This window comes from Natrinema pallidum DSM 3751 (assembly GCF_000337615.1).
GTDB classification, from domain to species: Archaea; Halobacteriota; Halobacteria; order Halobacteriales; family Natrialbaceae; genus Natrinema; species Natrinema pallidum.
Map to the genome: position 1 here is coordinate 25,923 of NZ_AOII01000041.1, position 17,938 is coordinate 43,860.

At 63.5% G+C, this 17,938-nt stretch carries 16 protein-coding genes; 9 read left to right on the forward strand and 7 right to left on the reverse strand.

The features are described from left to right. Window positions 1-106 precede the first annotated feature (106 nt). Together C487_RS06640 and C487_RS06645 are read right to left on the reverse strand one after the other, a co-directional pair. Window positions 107-3,769, reverse strand: a complete 3,663-nt coding sequence (locus tag C487_RS06640; RefSeq protein ID WP_006184934.1) for a DNA polymerase II large subunit — start codon at window positions 3,767-3,769, stop codon at window positions 107-109. Window position 3,770: 1 nt separating this feature from the next. Continuing rightward, window positions 3,771-4,190 (reverse strand): PPC domain-containing DNA-binding protein, encoded by a 420-nt coding sequence (locus C487_RS06645; RefSeq protein ID WP_006184935.1) that lies wholly within the window; start codon window positions 4,188-4,190, stop codon window positions 3,771-3,773. A 253-nt stretch (window positions 4,191-4,443) separates the two neighbouring features. Between C487_RS06645 and C487_RS06650 the strand changes: the two genes are divergently transcribed. The 6 genes from C487_RS06650 (at window position 4,444) to C487_RS20970 (ending at window position 10,975) form a co-directional block, all read left to right on the forward strand. After that, a complete protein-coding gene (locus tag C487_RS06650; RefSeq protein WP_049907989.1) occupies window positions 4,444-6,027 on the forward strand; it encodes an ABC transporter substrate-binding protein in 1,584 nt (527 codons plus the stop codon). Window positions 6,028-6,141: 114 nt separating this feature from the next. Beyond that, window positions 6,142-7,143: an ABC transporter permease gene (locus tag C487_RS06655; RefSeq protein ID WP_006184937.1), complete on the forward strand. Its 1,002-nt coding sequence runs from the start codon at window positions 6,142-6,144 to the stop codon at window positions 7,141-7,143. A 2-nt stretch (window positions 7,144-7,145) separates the two neighbouring features. Then, complete coding sequence (locus tag C487_RS06660) at window positions 7,146-8,177, forward strand: ABC transporter permease (protein WP_006184938.1); 1,032 nt, start codon at window positions 7,146-7,148, stop codon at window positions 8,175-8,177. Window positions 8,178-8,179: 2 nt separating this feature from the next. Then, complete coding sequence (locus C487_RS06665; protein ID WP_006184939.1) at window positions 8,180-9,346, forward strand: ABC transporter ATP-binding protein; 1,167 nt, start codon at window positions 8,180-8,182, stop codon at window positions 9,344-9,346. Between the two features lie 10 nt (window positions 9,347-9,356). Further along, window positions 9,357-10,673 (forward strand): ABC transporter ATP-binding protein, encoded by a 1,317-nt coding sequence (locus C487_RS06670; protein ID WP_006184940.1) that lies wholly within the window; start codon window positions 9,357-9,359, stop codon window positions 10,671-10,673. Between the two features lie 146 nt (window positions 10,674-10,819). Further along, entirely contained in the window at window positions 10,820-10,975 is a 156-nt protein-coding gene (locus C487_RS20970; RefSeq protein WP_162831889.1) for a hypothetical protein, read from the forward strand. Between the two features lie 146 nt (window positions 10,976-11,121). Here C487_RS20970 and C487_RS06680 read toward each other — a convergent pair whose 3' ends face one another. The 3 genes from C487_RS06680 to C487_RS20975 form a co-directional block, all read right to left on the reverse strand. Next, a complete protein-coding gene (locus tag C487_RS06680; protein WP_238705313.1) occupies window positions 11,122-11,754 on the reverse strand; it encodes a hypothetical protein in 633 nt (210 codons plus the stop codon). A gap of 222 nt (window positions 11,755-11,976) precedes the next feature. Further along, window positions 11,977-12,492, reverse strand: a complete 516-nt coding sequence (locus C487_RS06685; protein WP_006184942.1) for a hypothetical protein — start codon at window positions 12,490-12,492, stop codon at window positions 11,977-11,979. Between the two features lie 170 nt (window positions 12,493-12,662). Further along, complete coding sequence (locus tag C487_RS20975; protein ID WP_162831890.1) at window positions 12,663-12,824, reverse strand: DUF7556 family protein; 162 nt, start codon at window positions 12,822-12,824, stop codon at window positions 12,663-12,665. A gap of 132 nt (window positions 12,825-12,956) precedes the next feature. Between C487_RS20975 and C487_RS06690 the strand changes: the two genes are divergently transcribed. The 3 genes from C487_RS06690 (at window position 12,957) to C487_RS06700 (ending at window position 16,369) form a co-directional block, all read left to right on the forward strand. Beyond that, the gene (locus C487_RS06690; RefSeq protein WP_006184944.1) at window positions 12,957-13,811 is read left to right on the forward strand and encodes a CBS domain-containing protein; all 855 of its coding nucleotides are present in this window, start codon (window positions 12,957-12,959) and stop codon (window positions 13,809-13,811) included. Continuing rightward, window positions 13,804-15,585: a glycine--tRNA ligase gene (gene glyS, locus C487_RS06695; protein ID WP_006184945.1), complete on the forward strand. Its 1,782-nt coding sequence runs from the start codon at window positions 13,804-13,806 to the stop codon at window positions 15,583-15,585. The genes C487_RS06690 and glyS overlap by 8 nt, the downstream gene beginning before the upstream one ends. A 193-nt stretch (window positions 15,586-15,778) precedes the next feature. Then, window positions 15,779-16,369: a diacylglycerol/polyprenol kinase family protein gene (locus C487_RS06700; protein ID WP_049907995.1), complete on the forward strand. Its 591-nt coding sequence runs from the start codon at window positions 15,779-15,781 to the stop codon at window positions 16,367-16,369. A gap of 42 nt (window positions 16,370-16,411) precedes the next feature. Here the strand turns inward: C487_RS06700 and C487_RS06705 are convergent, their stop codons facing one another. Together C487_RS06705 and C487_RS06710 are read right to left on the reverse strand one after the other, a co-directional pair. Next, window positions 16,412-16,912: a TspO/MBR family protein gene (locus C487_RS06705; protein ID WP_006184947.1), complete on the reverse strand. Its 501-nt coding sequence runs from the start codon at window positions 16,910-16,912 to the stop codon at window positions 16,412-16,414. 99 nt (window positions 16,913-17,011) lie between these two features. Further along, window positions 17,012-17,878 carry a hypothetical protein gene (locus C487_RS06710; RefSeq protein ID WP_006184948.1) on the reverse strand — a complete coding sequence of 289 codons (867 nt, stop codon included), beginning with the start codon at window positions 17,876-17,878 and terminating at the stop codon, window positions 17,012-17,014. Window positions 17,879-17,938 lie beyond the last annotated feature (60 nt).

Genomic DNA, 17,938 nt, shown 5'->3' on the forward strand with positions numbered 1-17,938 from the left:
GATGTGAGCGAACGACCGGCGGGAGTGAGAGAACGGACGGAGGAGTGCTTTCGATCGAACTGTTACCGCGGGACAGCTTTGGTAGCCCGCAGAGTGCCATTTCGGTTCACATGAAGTCCTCGATCCCGCTCTGCTTGTTCTTGTCGTTTTCGAAGATACTCTCGAGTGAGCGCTCCAAGACCTCTAAGCGTTGTTTCGTGTAGTCACGGCAGTCGTACTCGTCGGCGACCTGAATGGCGGTCTGCATGTACTTGTTGACCGATCCCTTGTGAACGGTGAGATTGACGCGACCGCCACACTCCCGACAGTCGCCGGTCAGGGGCATCCGCCGGAACTTCTCGCCGCAGTCGAGACAGCGCGTTTCCTGTCGGGAGAAGGCCCGCAGGTTCCCGATGAGGTCCGGCAGGAAGTGGTACTCGATGACCCGTTCGGCCACGTCCGTCTCGTCGACGGCCTCGAGTTTGCGCGACAGCTCGAGCTGGGCGTCCATCTTGTCCATCATCGAGCCCAGCGTCTTGTACGCCGAGAGGTCCGGCCCCATCGCGATGTTGGTGGTATCGTGGGTGTGGTCGAAGCCGGTGTACTCCAGGTCGGTACCGAGGTTTTCCTCGGCGATTTCGATGTCGACATCCTCGGGGTCGGCCTGCTCGCGGGTCGCGAGATAGAAGTCGCGGGGGTACTGCGTGACGACGTCCATGTTGTGGGCTTCGTCGTCGATCTCGGAGGGATCGATCCGGGAGGACATGACCAGCGGGGCGTCCATCTTCCCCCCGCGCTGGTCGGGCAGAAACGTCTTACTAAAGTTAAGTAACCCGTCAAGTAGCAGCATCACGCAGTCCTCGTCACCGTCACAATTCCGTCGTTTAGCGGCGTGAAAGTACGGATGTGCGTATCCCACGGCCGCGCTCGTGAAACCAATCACCCTCCCGACAGTTGCTGCCGAGGTGTGAGGGGCCATCCCGAAGACGAGTTCCCCCACCAAGTCCTGGCGGTCCTCGAACTCGTAGAAGGACCCGAGGCCGTAGTACTGCTCGAGCAGGTCGTCGATGAAGCCGGCGGTCCGCAGCATGTGTTCGGCCGCGCCGTCCGAGAGGACGATGTCCTGCACTTTGAGTTCGACCAGCTGGTCCTCGTGAGTCAGGGGTTCGCCGTGGATGTCTTCCTCGTAGCCGAGCGCCTGGAGTTGGCCGACATCGATATCGAGTTCGCTGGCCCGAACCGACGTGACCGGGAGGTCGGTCATGTCGTAGCGGACGGTCCCGTCCTTGAACGAAGAAACGTCGTGTTTGGCCCGCAGAATGCCCTTCTCGATCGGTTCGGGGACCTTGATCCGCGACGAGAGTCCCTTGACGCCTTTGAGGATCTCGAAGGCGTTCTCGCGTTCCCCAACTGACTCGAGGGCGCTTCGGAACTCGTCGTTGACGTCGATTTCGCGGGTCTCGACGCAGGTACCCTCGCGCTCGCAGCGGTCACACTCCACGCGGCCGGCCTCGTCGGGCTCGAGGGACTGGTCGCAGTCGGGGCAGCGATAGTCCGGCGTGGTGCGGTCGTCGCAGTCCGGACAGCGGTTCTTGAAGGTCTCGGTCCCACACGAGTTACAGCGCTGGCGACCGACCTCGAGTTCGACGACGCCGGGGGTGTCGGACATCGTCTCGGCGTGTTTGGCGGCGTCGGCGACGTTGCGCTGTGTACCGCCGGCCTCGCCGATCGGGAACAGCGTATGGACCGCCGGGCTCAGATCGCGGCTCTCGGACTTCTCCGGTCGGCCCATCCGGTTGCCGATCCGCGTGGGCGCGCGTTCGCGAACCTGGAACGGCGCGACCTCGTTGACCGCCTCGATGGCGTTGTCGCCCGCCGCTTCGTGACCCCAGGTACGGGCGCGATCGGAGAGGTCGTCGTCCGACCACGTCCGCTCGAGTTCGATCGCCGTCGCCCGTTCCTCGCGCTCGAGCGCAGCGCCGTCGGCGGCAGTACGCCGGGGCTCGAAGCCGACCGAGCGGACGAACGGCCGCCAGTCGTCGATCTCGATGCGGTCCTCGCCGGGCCGCTGACGGTGTTCGATGACGATCGTCTCGAGGGCGTCGGCGACGGTGTCGTCGGACGCGAGGACGAGGATGCTGTCGTCCCCGTTGCCGTCGACGCTGCCGTCGCCGTCGCGCTCGATCCGACCCTCGGCGACCGCCGCCGCGAGGTCGCAAAAGGCGTCGACCGAGATGTCGTGCCATAGGTAGGTGTACTCGGGATGGAGGGGGGCATCGTACTCCGTGGCCCACTCGACGGCCTCCTCGGGGTCGGGAAACTCGAGATCGATCCGTGGATCGTCCTCAAGGGCCTGTACGTCGACGCCGGCGGCCGCAAGGTCCTGAACCCACCACTCGTAGGTGTAGGAGGCGGGCGCAAGGGGGTGGTTGTTCTCGACGAATTCACCGTAGTTGACCAGGTATTCGCCGAGGTCGAGGATTTTCTCGACGCCGTTTCTGATCTCGAGGGCATCTTCGGGGTCGTCGATCCGGCGGACATCGCCGTTGGCGAGTTTGACCGTCGGCCCCTCGATGGAGTCGACGGGGACGACGCCGGCGGCCTTGCCGGGCCGTTCGGTCTTGATCTGAGTGCCCGTCGCGAGGAAGTCGTCGACCAGGTGCATCGCGGCGGGGTGGACGCCGGCGGTCGCGAAGCCGTGGTTGCGCGCGCGGCCGTAGCGCAGTCGGAACCCGCCCTCAGCACAGGGATGGGAGAAGACCGGTCGGCCGGCGATCAGGTCCCGGAGGAACTTCTCGGAGGTGTCGACGCGGGGCGGTCCCTCGGGGTCGTCGGCGGTGTCGTCACCGTCGTCACCATCGTCCCCGTCGTCCGTGTCCGCGTCCACGTCGGCGTCGTCCGACGACACATCGTCGGCATCGTCCCCGTCGTCGGCGGCCTCGGCCTCGTCGTCGTAGTTACCGTCGATGAGGTCCTGCAGCCACGGCCAGTCGATCTCGTCTAGGTTCCGGGTGTAGCGCTGGATCTTCGGGGCCTTCAGCGCGATCCCCTCCCCGAGGACGAGACACATCCCGCCGCGGGCGCTGTTGGTATCGACCCGCTCGAGGTCGCGGAAGCCCGAGACCTCCTCGTCGCCGGTGGCCTCCCCGTCTAACATGATCGGGAGGTGGTTGGCGATGAATTTGGCCTCCTTCGCCTTCGGGCAGTACTGGAGTCCCGTCTCCTTGTCGTAGAGGGCGATCTCCTCGGCGTAGCGCTCGACCTCCTCCTGGCGGGCGTTGAACTGCTCGATGCCGACGAGTGCGCGCGTGTAGTCGGCCACGAGCACCGACAGCGCCTGTGCAGTCCCCCCGGCGGAGCGGATCGGGCCGGCGTAGTAGACGTTGACGAACTCCGTCCCGTCGTCGTTCTCGAGGATTTCGACCTTGTCGATCCCCTCGATCGGGGCGGCGACGACGCCCTCCGTCAGCAGGGCGACCGCGGTCCGGACCGCACCCTCGACCTTGCCCGCTCTGGTCTCGTAGTCACCGACGCGTCCCTCGGCGAAGTCCTCGGCGAGTTCGAGGGCCGCCTCCTCGCGTGACATCTGGCACTCGAGTTCGCGGACCCGCTCGGCGACGCCGTCGATCCCGAGGATGTTCTCGACGCGGTCGGCCATGTCCTTGGCGACCGGAATCTCGACCTCCGGTTTCGGATCGCCGCCCCGTTCTTTGGCCCGTTCGGCGACATCGAAGGCGTCATCGAGTTGGTCCTCGAGCCGCCGGAAGTAGCGTTCGTCTTCCGGGCGCATGTTAGAGCCAGAGGTCGAGTTCGGTGGTGTCGTCGTACTCGCGCTCGAGAGGCTCCTCGAAGACGCGCATGTGGACTTCGCCGGCCCAGACTGTCGCCTCGTTCAGGTGGCCGGCGACCGACTCGCCGTCCGGCCCCGAGAGGACCGCGTGAGTGTGGGCAAAGCGTTCGCCGTCGAACCACGAGACGTTCCCCGTACAACTCGCGACCTCGAGCGGGTCGTCGAACGCGATCGACTCGTACTCGCAGGCGTCCTGATCGTAGAACCACAGTTCGGCGTCCTGGACCGCACCGAGCGCTGTAAACCAGGCGGCGTCGGCCTCGACCGCGTCGGCGAGCGACTCGATCTGGGCCCGCCAGTCGGCACCCGTCTCGAGGCGGGCGACGTACTCACCCGTGGTCTCGACGGCTCGATAGTTCATATCCAGCTACTGGATCGGCCGATAGAAAAAGCTCATCGTTTGTTCGGAGGGGAATACGGACGTGACTGTGGTAGTAGCAAACATCGATGGCTATTAATAATACGAACTACTTCCCACACAGATATGGGAGACCATCACCATCGAACATGCATGACGCCTCGACAACTAGTTACGTTCCAGGATAGAACTTTCCGGCATATATAGCGTTAACACCAAAAATTATATATTCCATCTCATAGGAGTTGTCATTGGTATGTCAAACCACACGTCAGAACTGTCCCGACGACGGCTACTCGCGTCGGGCACTGCCGTCTCCGCGGCAGCGATCGCAGGGTGTATCGGTGGGAGCAGTAGCGACGGTGAAGTGTTCCACTACACGCAGGAAAAGTCTCGAGAGGACCAGTACGATCCTATCGTCTCGAACGACACCTACAGCTTTCAGGTGATCGAACGGGTCTTCGACGGACTCTACGAGTACAACGAGGGACTCGAATTACAGCCCAAAATCGCGGCGGGCGAACCGACGGTCGAGCGCGATGGAACCCGGTATATCTTCGACATCAAGGAGGCCGCAACGTTCCACAACGGTGACGACGTGACCGCCGCCGACGTGGGTCACTCGTTTACCGCGCCGGTCGAAGAGACAACGGAGAACGCCGCCGAATACAACATGATCGAGAGCACCGAGGTCATCGACGACTACCAGCTACAGGTCGACCTCGGTGACGATCCGTACGGCCCGTTCGAACTCACGACGATGGGCGTCCCGGTGGTTCCCAAGGACATCCGGACCGACGATCGCGACAAGTTCAACAAGGACCCGATCGGTGCGGGGCCGTTCAAGTTCGCCGAACCCGGGGACAACTACGTCGAGGTCGAGAAATGGGACGACTACTGGGGCGATCTGGAACCGAACGTCGAGCGAATCCGCTTCAAAGCCCACGACGACAACGCAGGTCGCGTCTCCAGCATCCGTTCCGGAGACACCGACGTGATCTCGGAGGTTCCCAACGAGGACTGGGACGTGCTCAAGAACGAAGAGAACATCAACCTCCATTCCTCGGAGAGTTCGACGTACATGTACATGGCCTTCAATTGTAACGAAGGGCCGACGACCAATCTCGAGGTACGACAGGCGATCGCCCACTCGTTCTCGATGGAGAGCTTCATCGAGAGCAGCGCCGAAAACGTGACTACCCCGATGTACAGTCCGATTCCGCCGGTCGTCAACGAAGTCTGGGGGTTCCCGGAAGACGAGTACAAGGACATGCTGCCGGAGTACGACCCCGACCGAGCGAAGTCGTTGCTCGACGAACACGCACCGGACGACTTCGAGCCAACGATCCTCACGCCGTCGGGACTTCGGGCACAGCTCGCGGAACGAATCGCCACCCGACTCGACGCAATCGGCTACGGTGCCGACGTCCAACAACTCAACTTCGCGACGCTGCTCGACAAGTACCACACGGGCAACGCCGACGATTACCAGATGTACCTGCTGGGATGGTCCGGCGGTGGCGACCCGGACGACTACTTATATGCACTGTTCCACGAGAGCCAGACCGGTGCAACCGGCAACCAGGGCCACTACTACGAAGGGAGCGATTCCTTCCACGACGACCTCCTTCGGGCGCGGAACATGGCCGACCAAGATGAGCGATACGACATCTACGACCCCATTATTCGGGAGATCGTCGAGCAGATTCCGGTCCTGCCGGCGTTCACGCAGGACAACACGATGGCGTCACGCGACTACGTGAACGACCTCCAGGCCCATCCGGACTCCGCGACGAACCCGGTCTTCGTCTCCGATTACGCCAACGTCTCAATAGAATGATTGATTTGGCTGGGAGAGATTCGCCGGGAGTACCGACGATTCCCTGAGCATAGCGGGTTGAACGACCGCAAACGAAGATGACCGCGACGAATCAACGGACAGATTCACGGATTCATGAAATTACTCAAATACGCGACATACAGGCTCTTGCAGTCGATCCCCGTCCTCATCGGGATCTCCATCATCACGTTTCTGCTTGCGAACCTGGGACCGGGCGACCCGGTCAGTCTCATGCTACAGGGGCAGGAACAAAACGAGGCGTTGGTACGGGCGATCGAACAACGGTACGGACTCAACAAACCGCTCCACGAGCGGTACCTCACGTACATGGGCGGCCTGCTAGAGGGAGACCTCGGGCAGAGCATCCACTATCGACGGCCGGTAACCGATCTAATACTGGAACGGGTCGGGCCGACACTTCTATTGGTCCTGTCGGCATATGCGTTCGCCCTCGTCACGGCGATCCCGCTCGGAGTCATCGCCGCCAACAAGCGAAACGAACCGAGCGATCACGCGTCCCGAGTTGCCGCGCTCATCGGTGTCAGCACCCCATCGTTCTGGATCGGGATCGTGCTGATATTGATCTTTGCCGTCAAACTCGAGTGGTTACCGTCGAGCGGACTCATCTATCCGTGGCGGCCCCCCAGTACCTATCGGTCGATAGACGGCCACCTCGAGCTGTACTATCAGTCGCTCAGACACTTGCTGTTGCCGATGATCGCACTGGGAACGCTGCAGATGGCGACGATCATGCGCGTCGAACGGACCCAGATGATCGAATCACTGCAAGGCGAGTACGTCAAACTCGCCCGCGCGTACGGCGTTCCCGAGCGAACGATCCTGCGAAAGCACGCGTTTCAGGTCGCCCAGTTACCGATCGTCACCATCGTCGGGGCCAACCTGTCGACGGCGATCGGCGGTGCCGTCATCGTCGAGACGGTGTTCAACATCAACGGCATGGGACAGCTATTCGTCGACTCGATCCAGCAAAACGACTATCAACTCATGATGGGGGTGACGATGATGCTTGGCGTGTTGTTCGTGCTCGGCGTCATCGTTACCGACATCTCGTATGCGTACATCGATCCACGGGTCACCTACGGTGAGAGTGAATAACTATGGCAGTCGGTGAATCACAACTCGACGGCGAGACGGAATCGGGAGCCGAAGACGAAGTCGAGGCACGTGTCGGGTGGCGGTACACCGTCGCACGGATCAAACAGGACACGACGGCCCGGTTGGGGTTGTACGTCGTGTCGTTTACGTTGTTCGTCGCGATGTACACCCTGATCGACAGCAACCTGTCACGGCTCACGTTCGGACAGGTGTCCAATTACACGTTCGCACAAGTGCTGCCGTTCTTCGATCACCCTACGCACATTCCGGATCCGGGTGAGGGCACCCAGCACATGCCGCCGTACTTCCCGCTGGCGGAGCAGTCGTGGAACCCGTTGCCGGCGGGCGGCACGCTCGAGCATCCACTGGGAACCGACCACACCGGCCGGGACTACTTCACCAGAGTCGTCTACGGCACGCAGGTGTCGGTGTTCGTCGGGCTCATCTCGACGTTTATCGGCCTCAGCGGTGGAACGGTCATCGGTGCCGTCGCGGGCTACTACGGTGGAAAAGTCGACGACATCCTGATGCGGATCGTCGAGACGGTGTACGCCATCCCGCCGCTGATCCTCATCATCGTCTTCACCGTCTTCATCGGCGGGGCCAGCATCTGGTATGCGGTACTCGGTGTCGGGATCGCCTTTATCCCGATCTTCGCCCGCATCATCCGGAGCCAGGTCCTGAGTGTCCGCGAAATGGACTACATCGAAGCCGCTCGAGCGGCCGGCGTGAGAGACCGCAACATCATCATGCGACACGTCGTCCCCAACAGTTTCGCCCCGATGCTCGTGTACGCGACGCTCCAGATCGGCGTCACCATCCTCATCGTCGCGGGACTCTCCTTCCTCGGGTACGGTGCACAGCCACCGACCCCGGACTGGGGACAGATGCTCAACATCGCGCATCGCAACTACATGCATTCGAATATCTGGCTCTCGATCTGGCCCGGTATCGCGATCATGATCACCATCATGGGCTTCAACCTGTTCGGCGACGGCCTGCAGGACGCCCTCGACCCACAGATTGACGATTAACTATGAGCTCCGAACCACTACTTCGCGTCGAGAACCTCAAGACGCAGTTCTTCACCGAGGAAGGTACAGTACGCGCGGTCGACGGCATCTCGTTCGAGGTCCGCGAGGGCGAGATCGTCGGCCTCGTCGGCGAGAGCGGCGCCGGGAAGTCGGTCGCCTCGATGAGCATCATGGGACTCGTCGAGAGTCCCGGCGAAATCGTCGGCGGCGAGATCACGTACAAGGGCGAGACCCTCTTCGGCCTCGAGGAGGGGCCGGACGGCGAACTCCGGGAGCGCGACGACATGCTCTCGAGCGAGGAGATTCGCACCCGAATCCGGGGCAACGAGATCGCGGTGATCTTCCAGGACCCGATGGAGTCGCTGAACCCCGTCTTCACCGTCGGCGGCCAACTGCGCGAGTTCATCGAACTCAACCGCGGGCTGCCGGAGGACGAGGCGCGAACGGAAGCGATCGACATGCTCCGCGAAGTGGGCATTCCGGACCCCGAAGAGCGCTACGACGAGTACCCCCACCAGTTCTCCGGGGGGATGCGCCAGCGCGTCCTCATCGCGATGGCGCTAGCCTGTGAGCCCAGCCTCATCATCGCCGACGAGCCGACGACGGCCCTAGACGTCACCGTCGAGGGACAGATCCTCGATCTCGTCGACGACCTCCAGGAGAAGTACGGGACGAGTTTTATCTGGGTCACCCACGATCTGGGCGTCGTCGCGGAGATCTGCGACCGGGTGAACGTCATGTATCTCGGCGAGATCGTCGAGAAAGCACCGGTCGACGACCTGTTCTACGATACCAAACATCCCTACACGAACGCCCTGTTGAACTCGATTCCCCGTCCCGACCGGACCGTTACGGAACTCGAGGCGATCGAGGGTGTGATGCCCGAAGCGATCAGCCCGCCGTCGGGCTGTCGGTTCCATCCGCGCTGTCCGGACGCGCGGGAGGTGTGTAAACGCGCCCATCCCGAGGCGAAGACGGTCGCCGACGCCGATGGGGAGCCACATCAAGCGGCCTGTGTGAAACACGACGCGTTCGATGCGGGCTACGACCAGAGCTCGCCGCTCGAGGGAGCCGCGGTCGACGCCGGACCGGCGGCGGTCGAGGAGCCGGAGTCCGAGCTCACGGCAAATCCGGCCGGCGACGACAGCGGAGGTGAGCAGCGTGAGTAGCGGCATTCGAATGGACGAGGACAGCGGCTACGACAGCGACGACGCCCTGCTCGAACTCGACGGCGTGACGAAGTACTTCGGGCAGGAGTCGGGGCTGTTGGCCGGACTGGAGTTCGAGCCAAATCAGTTCCCGCCGGTCAACGTCAATCGGGAGACGGTGAAGGCGGTCGACGACGTTTCCCTCGAGATCCAGCCCGGCGAGACGCTCGGGCTCGTCGGCGAGTCCGGCTGTGGCAAGAGTACGCTCGGGCGGACGATCCTGCGGTTGCTCGAGCCGACCGACGGGGACATCTACTTCAAAGGCGAGAACCTCGCCGACCTCGGCGGGGGAGAACTCCGCCGGATGCGCTCGGACATGCAGATGATCTTCCAGGACCCACAGTCCTCGCTGGATCCCCGGATGAAGGTCGGCCAGATCATCGAGGAGCCGATGCGGGCCCACGATATGCTCGACGACGAAGGGCGGCGAGCGCGGGCGAAAGAGCTTCTCGAGAAGGTTGGCCTCGATCCGCGCCACTACAACCGGCATCCACACGCGTTCTCCGGCGGCCAGCGACAGCGGATCAACCTCGCACGGGCGCTATCGGTCGACCCCGATTTCGTCGTCTGTGACGAGCCGGTCTCCGCACTGGACGTCTCGATCCAGGCGCAAGTGCTGAACACCATGGAATCGCTCCAGGAGGAGTTCGGGCTCACGTACCTCTTTATCGCCCACGACCTCTCGGTCATTCGGCATATCAGCGACCGCGTGGCGGTGATGTACCTCGGAAACATCGTCGAACTCGCCGAGAAGGAAGAGCTGTTCGAGAACCCCCAGCATCCCTACACGCGTGCCTTGCTCGATTCGATTCCCGTCCCGGACCCGCGAGAGAACGGTGTTCGGGGCGTACTCGAGGGCGAGGTGCCGAGCCCGGTCGACCCGCCGTCGGGGTGTCGGTTCCGAACGCGGTGTCCGCGCCTGATCGCACCCGATACATACGACTGGTCCGAGGAGAAGTGGGCACAGACGCGAGCGTTCATGCGGGCAGTCAAGCGACGCTCGTTCGAACCGATGCCGGCCGCTCGGATCGAGGCCGAGTTCTTCGACGGCGACCGGCCCGGAGGCGAGGCGGGATCGATCATCGACGAGGCGATCGATCTCGTCGCCAGCGACGGCGGCGGCGGTGGGGACGGTGACGACAAATCCGACCGGTGGGCGACCGCGACCGACCTGTTGCTCGAGTCCTTCGCCGAGCAGAGCATCTGTGCACACGAGCGACCGGCGTACGACCTCGAGTCAGAACACGGCGACGGCGACCACTTCGCGGCCTGTCACCTGCACCGGTGAGGGTCCGGACCGAGCCTGCACCGATCGCTGACCGAGAAGCGGAACCGGCCGTGCGAACTGTTCACTGATACGCCGGTCAGTGATGGTTAAACACGGTCAATCATCGCAAAAACCCTTAAGCCGCTGCCGGAACTATTTACTCATACATGAGTAAGACACTCGCCATCCTGGCAGCGCACACGAAAACCGGTGCGAAGGTACAGCGAACGATCGAACACTCGCCCTCGTTTTCGGGCGTCCAGACGAGCGACGACGGCCAGCCCGAGACGCGCGTTTCACCGGGCGGGTTCCTGACCGGATAGCCGAACAGTCGATCCGCGACGGCACCGAACCCTGATCGCTCGAGATCGGAGTCGACACGACGGATTATGGACGGCACGGGGCCGCGGGACCCGATGAGTTTCGAGTCGGCACGGCCGATCACGCTGAAAGCGAGGAGTCAATCGCGTCACTCGCAGGGAAGTGTGGCAATCGAACAAGGTTCAGATAAGTCCCGGTAGATGACGGTATTGCTCGAGGAGAGGTCCTGAAACTGCACCGAGGTCGGTTTTGCGTCCACGCAGAGAGTTTTCGTCTCGCCGCTATCGACAGTCTGAGTGTTGGTCGTGCCGCCGTTGCAGTTCGACGTGGTGTGGTGGACCGTCACCGACGACCCCTCCGTGACTTCGATTTCGAACTCCGTCGCGCCCTTGTACTCGTCCAAATCGTATTCGGCGTAATCGATGACGTTGAACGCGAAGTCGGTCGAGCCCTGCGGATCGAGGGTAAGCGTCCGATCAGTGCGACCGTCAGGATTGAGCAGCCACCCTTGTCGTTCATTGGGGAACACCGTCGTCTCGAAATACCCCTCGGAACTGTCTCTCGATGAGTCGTAACTCCCACACGGGTACACATACGAGGCGTCGAGTTCGTATCTCACGTCGATCGGTTCCGCGGACGTATAGAGGTCGAGTTCATCCGCGGTAAACCACGGGTCGCACCCGTTCGCTGCTGCACCGGTATTGGCGAGTCCGATCGTTGCGACGGTACCGACTGCGACGCCAGCGCCGTTCTTCAATATTGATCGTCGGTTGTATTTCATTACTGCACCTACACCATCAACAGTTGTTAACGTGAATGTTCGACATAAAATTTTGTGTACCTAATGTATATGGGTTCTGGACGGAGAATTGTTGCAGGCCCGCATTCCGATCACATTAGTTGCTACCATACGTCACGAATCCTACGGCCGAAGACAAATGGATCGGTCGTAGTGGATCGGAGCGAGCGGTCGGGTAGTACCACCGATCGGAGAGCGCCAGTGTCACTCGAGTCGGATCGTCGTCACGTCCGCGGGCCGAGCCGCCCCCTCGGCGGTCGCGACGAACGCCCGAATCTCGTGTTCGCCGGCGTCGGGGACGATTGATTCGTGGCGATCGCCGCCGGTTCGCTCGAGGCGACCGTTCCAGGTCACCGAGACCCGTTTTCGCTCGCCGCCACGGAAATCGAAGGTCGCGGGCCGCTCCGGTGTGTACCGGCGCTCGTCGCTGGCCTCGAGGTAGCCGTCGACGGTCCAGCCCCAGCGCCGTTGCCGTGGCGTCGGGAGTTCGACGGGCACCGGGAGCCGATTTTCGAACGTGACGGTGATCTCGACGGGCTCGTCGCGCTCGTAGACGTCTCGGTCGGTCGTGACCGACACGGTGATCGCGCGCCGGGCGACCGCGCGGGGAACCAACGACGCGAGGACGGTGACCGGCGAAAAGCGCGAGCCGTCGCGCTCGAACCCGAACTCGTCGCTCGAGTCCTGCGACTCCTCCCGTCGCGGCCGAGAGCGCTCCATGGATGCAGCGACCGGTGCGTCGTACTAAACGGTAGCGGTCGTCGACCGTCGCCGCGACCGGCCGGTTCGCGGTGAGTTCGGCGGCTGCCGTCCGGTCGGCGGTCCGGTCGGGCAGCGATCACAGCCGGCAACGGACAATGAGACACGAAACGATCCCCTCCCACCCCCAGTTATCGCCAGGCCGAAAGCGTCGGTGCGTCATCTGCCTGCATCGACAGCCAGGCACCGTCCGCGGAGATGTCCGCGATGACGTACTCGTCGCTCGTAGCCGTCGAGTCGATCGAACCGACGATCGTATCATCGGACGCCATGGCGTGGGGGTTCGTCGCCATGTGAGAGAGTGACAACCAGATACATATAAACTCATCGAATCGGACTGTCCAGCTGCGGGACTGATCGGAAGCCAAACCGATATCGGGTGTGAAACACTGGGTTTATACTCATTTTCGCCGTACCGTGGGGATATGAACGTAGCCGACGCGATGACGCCCCGCGAGGACGTGGTCACTGCCGACCTGCCGGGTACTCGTTCGGACGTACTCGAGTACCTGCAAGAACAGTCGTTCTCGTCCGTCCCGGTCGTCAAACCGACCGACAACGGGCCGGAGTACCGCGGTCTCATTTCCCGAGAGAGCCTCATCGAGCAGCCCGACGAGGACCAGCTCGTGATGCTGATGGAAGAGAACGTCCCGACGACGACCGCCGAGACGAACCTCGAGGACGTCGCGCGAACGATGGTCGAGGCGAACGCGCGCCGCGTTCCGGTCGTCGACGGCGAGTTCGAGGGGATCGTCACCGTCACGGACATCATCCACGCGATCGCGACGGGCGATCAGCCGACCGAGGGCACCGTCGGGACCTACGCGAGCGGGGACGTCAACACGACCTACGAGGGGACGCCCCTGCCCGTCGCCGAGCGGGAACTCTCCTACGCGAACGTCCCCTACGCCATCGCGCTCGACGACGACGGTCGCATGAGTGGTGTCCTTACGGAGGTCGACGTGCTCGAGGTCGCCCGGATCGTCGAGGGCGAGGAGGAGACGGGCGACAACTTCGGCGATCAGGACGACGACTGGTCCTGGGAGGGCATCAAGGCGGTCGGCAGTCGCTATCTCCCCACGCGGGACATCGAGCTTCCGGCGGGGCCGGTCCGGGAGTTCATGACCGACGAGGTCGTGACGGTCTCGGCAGAGATGTCGATCCAGGAGGCCGCCCAGCGGATGATCACCAACGACATCGAGCAGATTCCGATGGTCACGGGCGAGGACCTCGTCGGCGTCGTCTGTGACGTCGATCTACTGGAGGCGCTCTATGAGTGAGCACGAGCACGCGGCGAGCGCGGACGAACCGACGAGCGAGAAACTGGTCGAACTGGCCAAGCGGCGGGGCTACTTCTTCCAGTCCTCGGGGGCGTACGGCGGCGTCGGCGGCTTCTACACCTTCGGCCCCCAGGGCGCGGCGCTGAAGGGCAACGTCGAGGACGCCTGGCGCGATCGCTTCGCGGTCGCGGAGGGCAACATGGAGATCGACGCGCCGACGATCATGCCCGAACCCGTCTTCGAGGCTTCGGGCCACCTCGACGGCTTCGACGACATGCTCGTCGAGTGTCCCGACTGCGGCGAGAGCCACCGCGCGGACCACGTCGTCGAGGACAACACCGACTACGAGGACGCCGAGAGCCTCCCCATTCCCGAGGTCGAGGAGGTCATCGCCGAGTACGAACTCGTCTGCCCCACCTGCGGTGCGGGGCTCGCGGGGCAGGCCGTCGACGCGTTCAACCTCATGTTCGCGACGAACATCGGCCCCGGCGACTCCGACCCCGGCTACCTGCGTCCCGAGACCGCCCAGGGCATCTTCGTCGAATTCCCGCGGCTCAAGGAGTACGCGCGCAACCAGCTCCCCTTCGGCGTGACCCAGATCGGCCGCGCCTACCGCAACGAGATCAGTCCCCGGCGCTCGATCATCCGCACCCGCGAGTTCACGCAGGCCGAACTCGAGTACTTCATCGATCCCGAGGAGGACGAGCCGGACCTCGAGAGCGTCGCCGACGTCAAGGTGACGCTCTACCCCGCCAGCGAGCAGAACAAAGAAGACGGCGAGGAGATCCGGACGACGATCGGCGCGGCCGTCGACGACGGAACAATCGCCAGTCCGTGGGTCGCGTACTTCCTCGGCGTCGCGAAACCCTGGTACGATGCCGTCGGCGTCGACATGGATCGGTTCCGGTTCCGACAGCATCTCTCGGGCGAACGCGCCCACTACGCGGCGGACTGCTGGGACGCCGAAAGCGAGATCGACGGCAACTGGATCGAGATGGCCGGCTTCGCCTACCGGAGCGATTACGACCTCTCGAAACACGCCGAACACTCCGGCGACCGCTTTACGATCTTCAAGCAGTACGACGAGCCCAAAACCGTCGAGCGCGCGACGGTCGATCCCGACATGAGCTACCTCGGCCCGGAGTTCGGCGGCGACGCACAGGCCGTCGTCGGGGAACTCGAGGCGCTCGCCGAACGGGACCGGTCGGCGTTCGACGGCGACACCGTCGAGATCGAACTCGAGGGCGAGAGCCACGAGATCCCCGTCGAGAAGACCGGCTTCGCCGTCGCGGAGCAAACGGAAGCGGGCGAACACATCGTTCCGCACGTGATCGAACCCTCCTTCGGGGTCGACCGGCTGGTCTACACCGTCCTCCACCACGCCTACCGCGAGGATGAGGTCGCCGGCGAGGAACGGACCTTCCTCGAACTCGATCCCGAGGTCGCACCCACGTTCGTCGGCGTCTTCCCCCTGCAAAACGACGGCGAACTCGAGGAAGCGGCACGGGACATCGCCGCGGATCTCCGCGAAGCGGGCCTATCGGTCACGTACGACGACTCGGGGAACATCGGTCGGCGCTACCGCCGCCAGGACGAGGTCGGCACACCGTTTTGCGTGACGGTGGATTACGAGAGTATCGAACAGGACGAGGGTGGCGTCACGGTCCGCGAACGCGACTCGACGGACCAGAAGCGACTCGCGATCGACGAGCTGCCCGAGACGCTGTCGGCGATTCGCGCCGGCGATCTCGCGTTCGACGATCTCGAGGAGTAGGCGACGGCACCCGCATTGCAGAGAGGCCGTTTTGCGACGGGGGTGGGAACGATCTCGGTCCCACTTTGCGGAACGATACGCGACGGCGCACGGTGAAAATCGGCATCGGTCGTCGCCACGCCTTTAAATAATATATAGTACTCGGGAGAACTAACCGACGGACTGAAGGTCACCTCTCCCAAGGCAGGACATGATGGCCGACGAACTGAAGCGGCGACTCGTCCACGCCAGCGGTTCGGGGCTGGTCGCCCTCTATCTGCTCGCCGACTTCCTCGAACTCGGGCTCACCTGGCCTCGATTTCGGGTCCTCATGATCGTCCTCGCGACCGGCGCGCTCGTCCTCGAGTTCCTGCGACTCCAGGTCGGGCTCGACTGGCGGCTCTACGACGTCCTCACCCGCGAGTACGAACAGGATAACCCCGCCGCGTACGCGCTCTACCTGATTAGCATGGCCGCCGTCGTGGTGATCTTCAAACCGGCGATCGCGCTGCCCGCGATGTTGATGCTCGCGCTCGGCGACCCGATCAGCGGGGCCGTCTCGGACAACACCCTCCAGCGGGTCAAATCACCGACGGTGCTGGGCACGATGTTCCTCGTCTCGACGATCATCGCGCTCCCGTTCCTGCCGCTCACGGCGGCGCTGCTCGCCGCAGCGGGCGCGACGCTCGCCGACGGCGTGACGGTCGAAATCCGCACCTACATCATCGACGACAACCTGACGATCCCGATCTACGCCTCCTGTCTGGCGTATCTCGTCCTCGAGTTCACGCCGGTGTCGATGTAGGCTCGCCGACCGCCACACCGGTCGTTCGGCCGTGAGGCCGGATCAGGCGTTCAACCGCCAGAGCTCGAAATTGAGGACGACTGCGAACGTTACCCACGCGAGATACGGGACCAGCAACGCTCCAGCGCGGCGGTCGACCCGTCGGAAGGCAACGAGCGTTCCGACGACGAGCCCCCAGAGGACGACGACGATCCCCAGCGCGACCAGCGGGGCCTCGAGCGCGAAGAAGGCGGGCGTCCAGGCGACGTTGAACAGCATCTGGAGGACGAAAGCACCGAGCGCGAGGCGACGCCCGTCGGCGTCGCTGCGCCAGACGAGCCACAGCGCGATGCCAAGGAGGATAAAGAGGAGCGTCCAGACGACCGGGAACGCGATCGTTGGCGGATAGAACCACGGTTTCTCGAGGGCGCGGAACCACGGCGTGTCGGGCGAGGAGAACACGCTGGGAGCCGCGCCGACGATGGTGACCAGCAGGACGAAGCCGATCGCCGTGAGGATTGAACCGCCGTCCGGGAGGTGGTGGGTGATCGATCGGAACGCCATACACGTCCTACGTCACCGGCGGGGTTATACGAGGGGCCCGCGCGGGGTCGACTACGGACCCGGCTGCCGGCGACGGGTGGGAACGAGCCGTATCGGAGGCTACACGTTGTGAGGCACCCGATGGACGACCTCGGTCGTTCCGTCGATGGTGGCGGACACGACCAGTTCGTCCCCGTTCGGATCAAGGGTGATCGTGGCGGTGTCGGTCGCGCTCGGATCGTCCATCGTAGCGGAGGCACCGAAAACCGTCGATTCGACGGTCACTACGTCGACATCCGGCGCGTCCGCGAACTCGACTCGAGCGCGGTGTCTGGCACCCGACGTGTCGAACGAGACCGCGTCGACGACGCGTCCCTCTTCGTCGATGATCGAGTCGTCGCGAATCTCGTCGGGGTCGGACCGGGCGGGAAGCCACCAGAGAATCGTCCACTCCCCGTTCTCGGTGACCAGAACGATCTCCACCTCGTCTTCGAACGCCTCGCCGGCCGTGTCGCCGGGTTCCATCGTCGCCGAAACTAGCGCCGTGTCACTGCCCTCGACGACCGTCGCGAGGTCGTCCTCGACGAACAGCTTGGCACCCGGGATCGCACGGAGGTCCGCGACGGTGAGACCGGTGTCGTCGAGTTCGGTGTCGAACGACTCGATATCGAGCCCCGGTCGGTCCGTGCCCTCACCGTCCGTCGTCGCATCGAAGTTGTCCGGATGCAGGCTGCTCGAACCGTGGACGAGAGCGGCAAACGCGTCGCCGTCGCCGGCGTCGACGGCGCGGAGAAACGCTCGAGCCGTCGCTTCCGGACCGTCCGGCGTCGCTTCGATAGTCCGTTCGTCGGTCGCGTCGTCCTCGTCGTTATCGTCGGGTTCGTCGGCGATACCGCCAGTGCTCGCGAGGGGACTCTCGTCGAGACAGCCTGCAAGACCGGCGGTACCGACGAGGCCAGCGGCAGCGAGATAGTGTCTGCGATGCATTGCGTCCCATTCGAGGCTGAACGGATGGAAGAACCCCCAGTCGATTTTGGCGGACGGCGA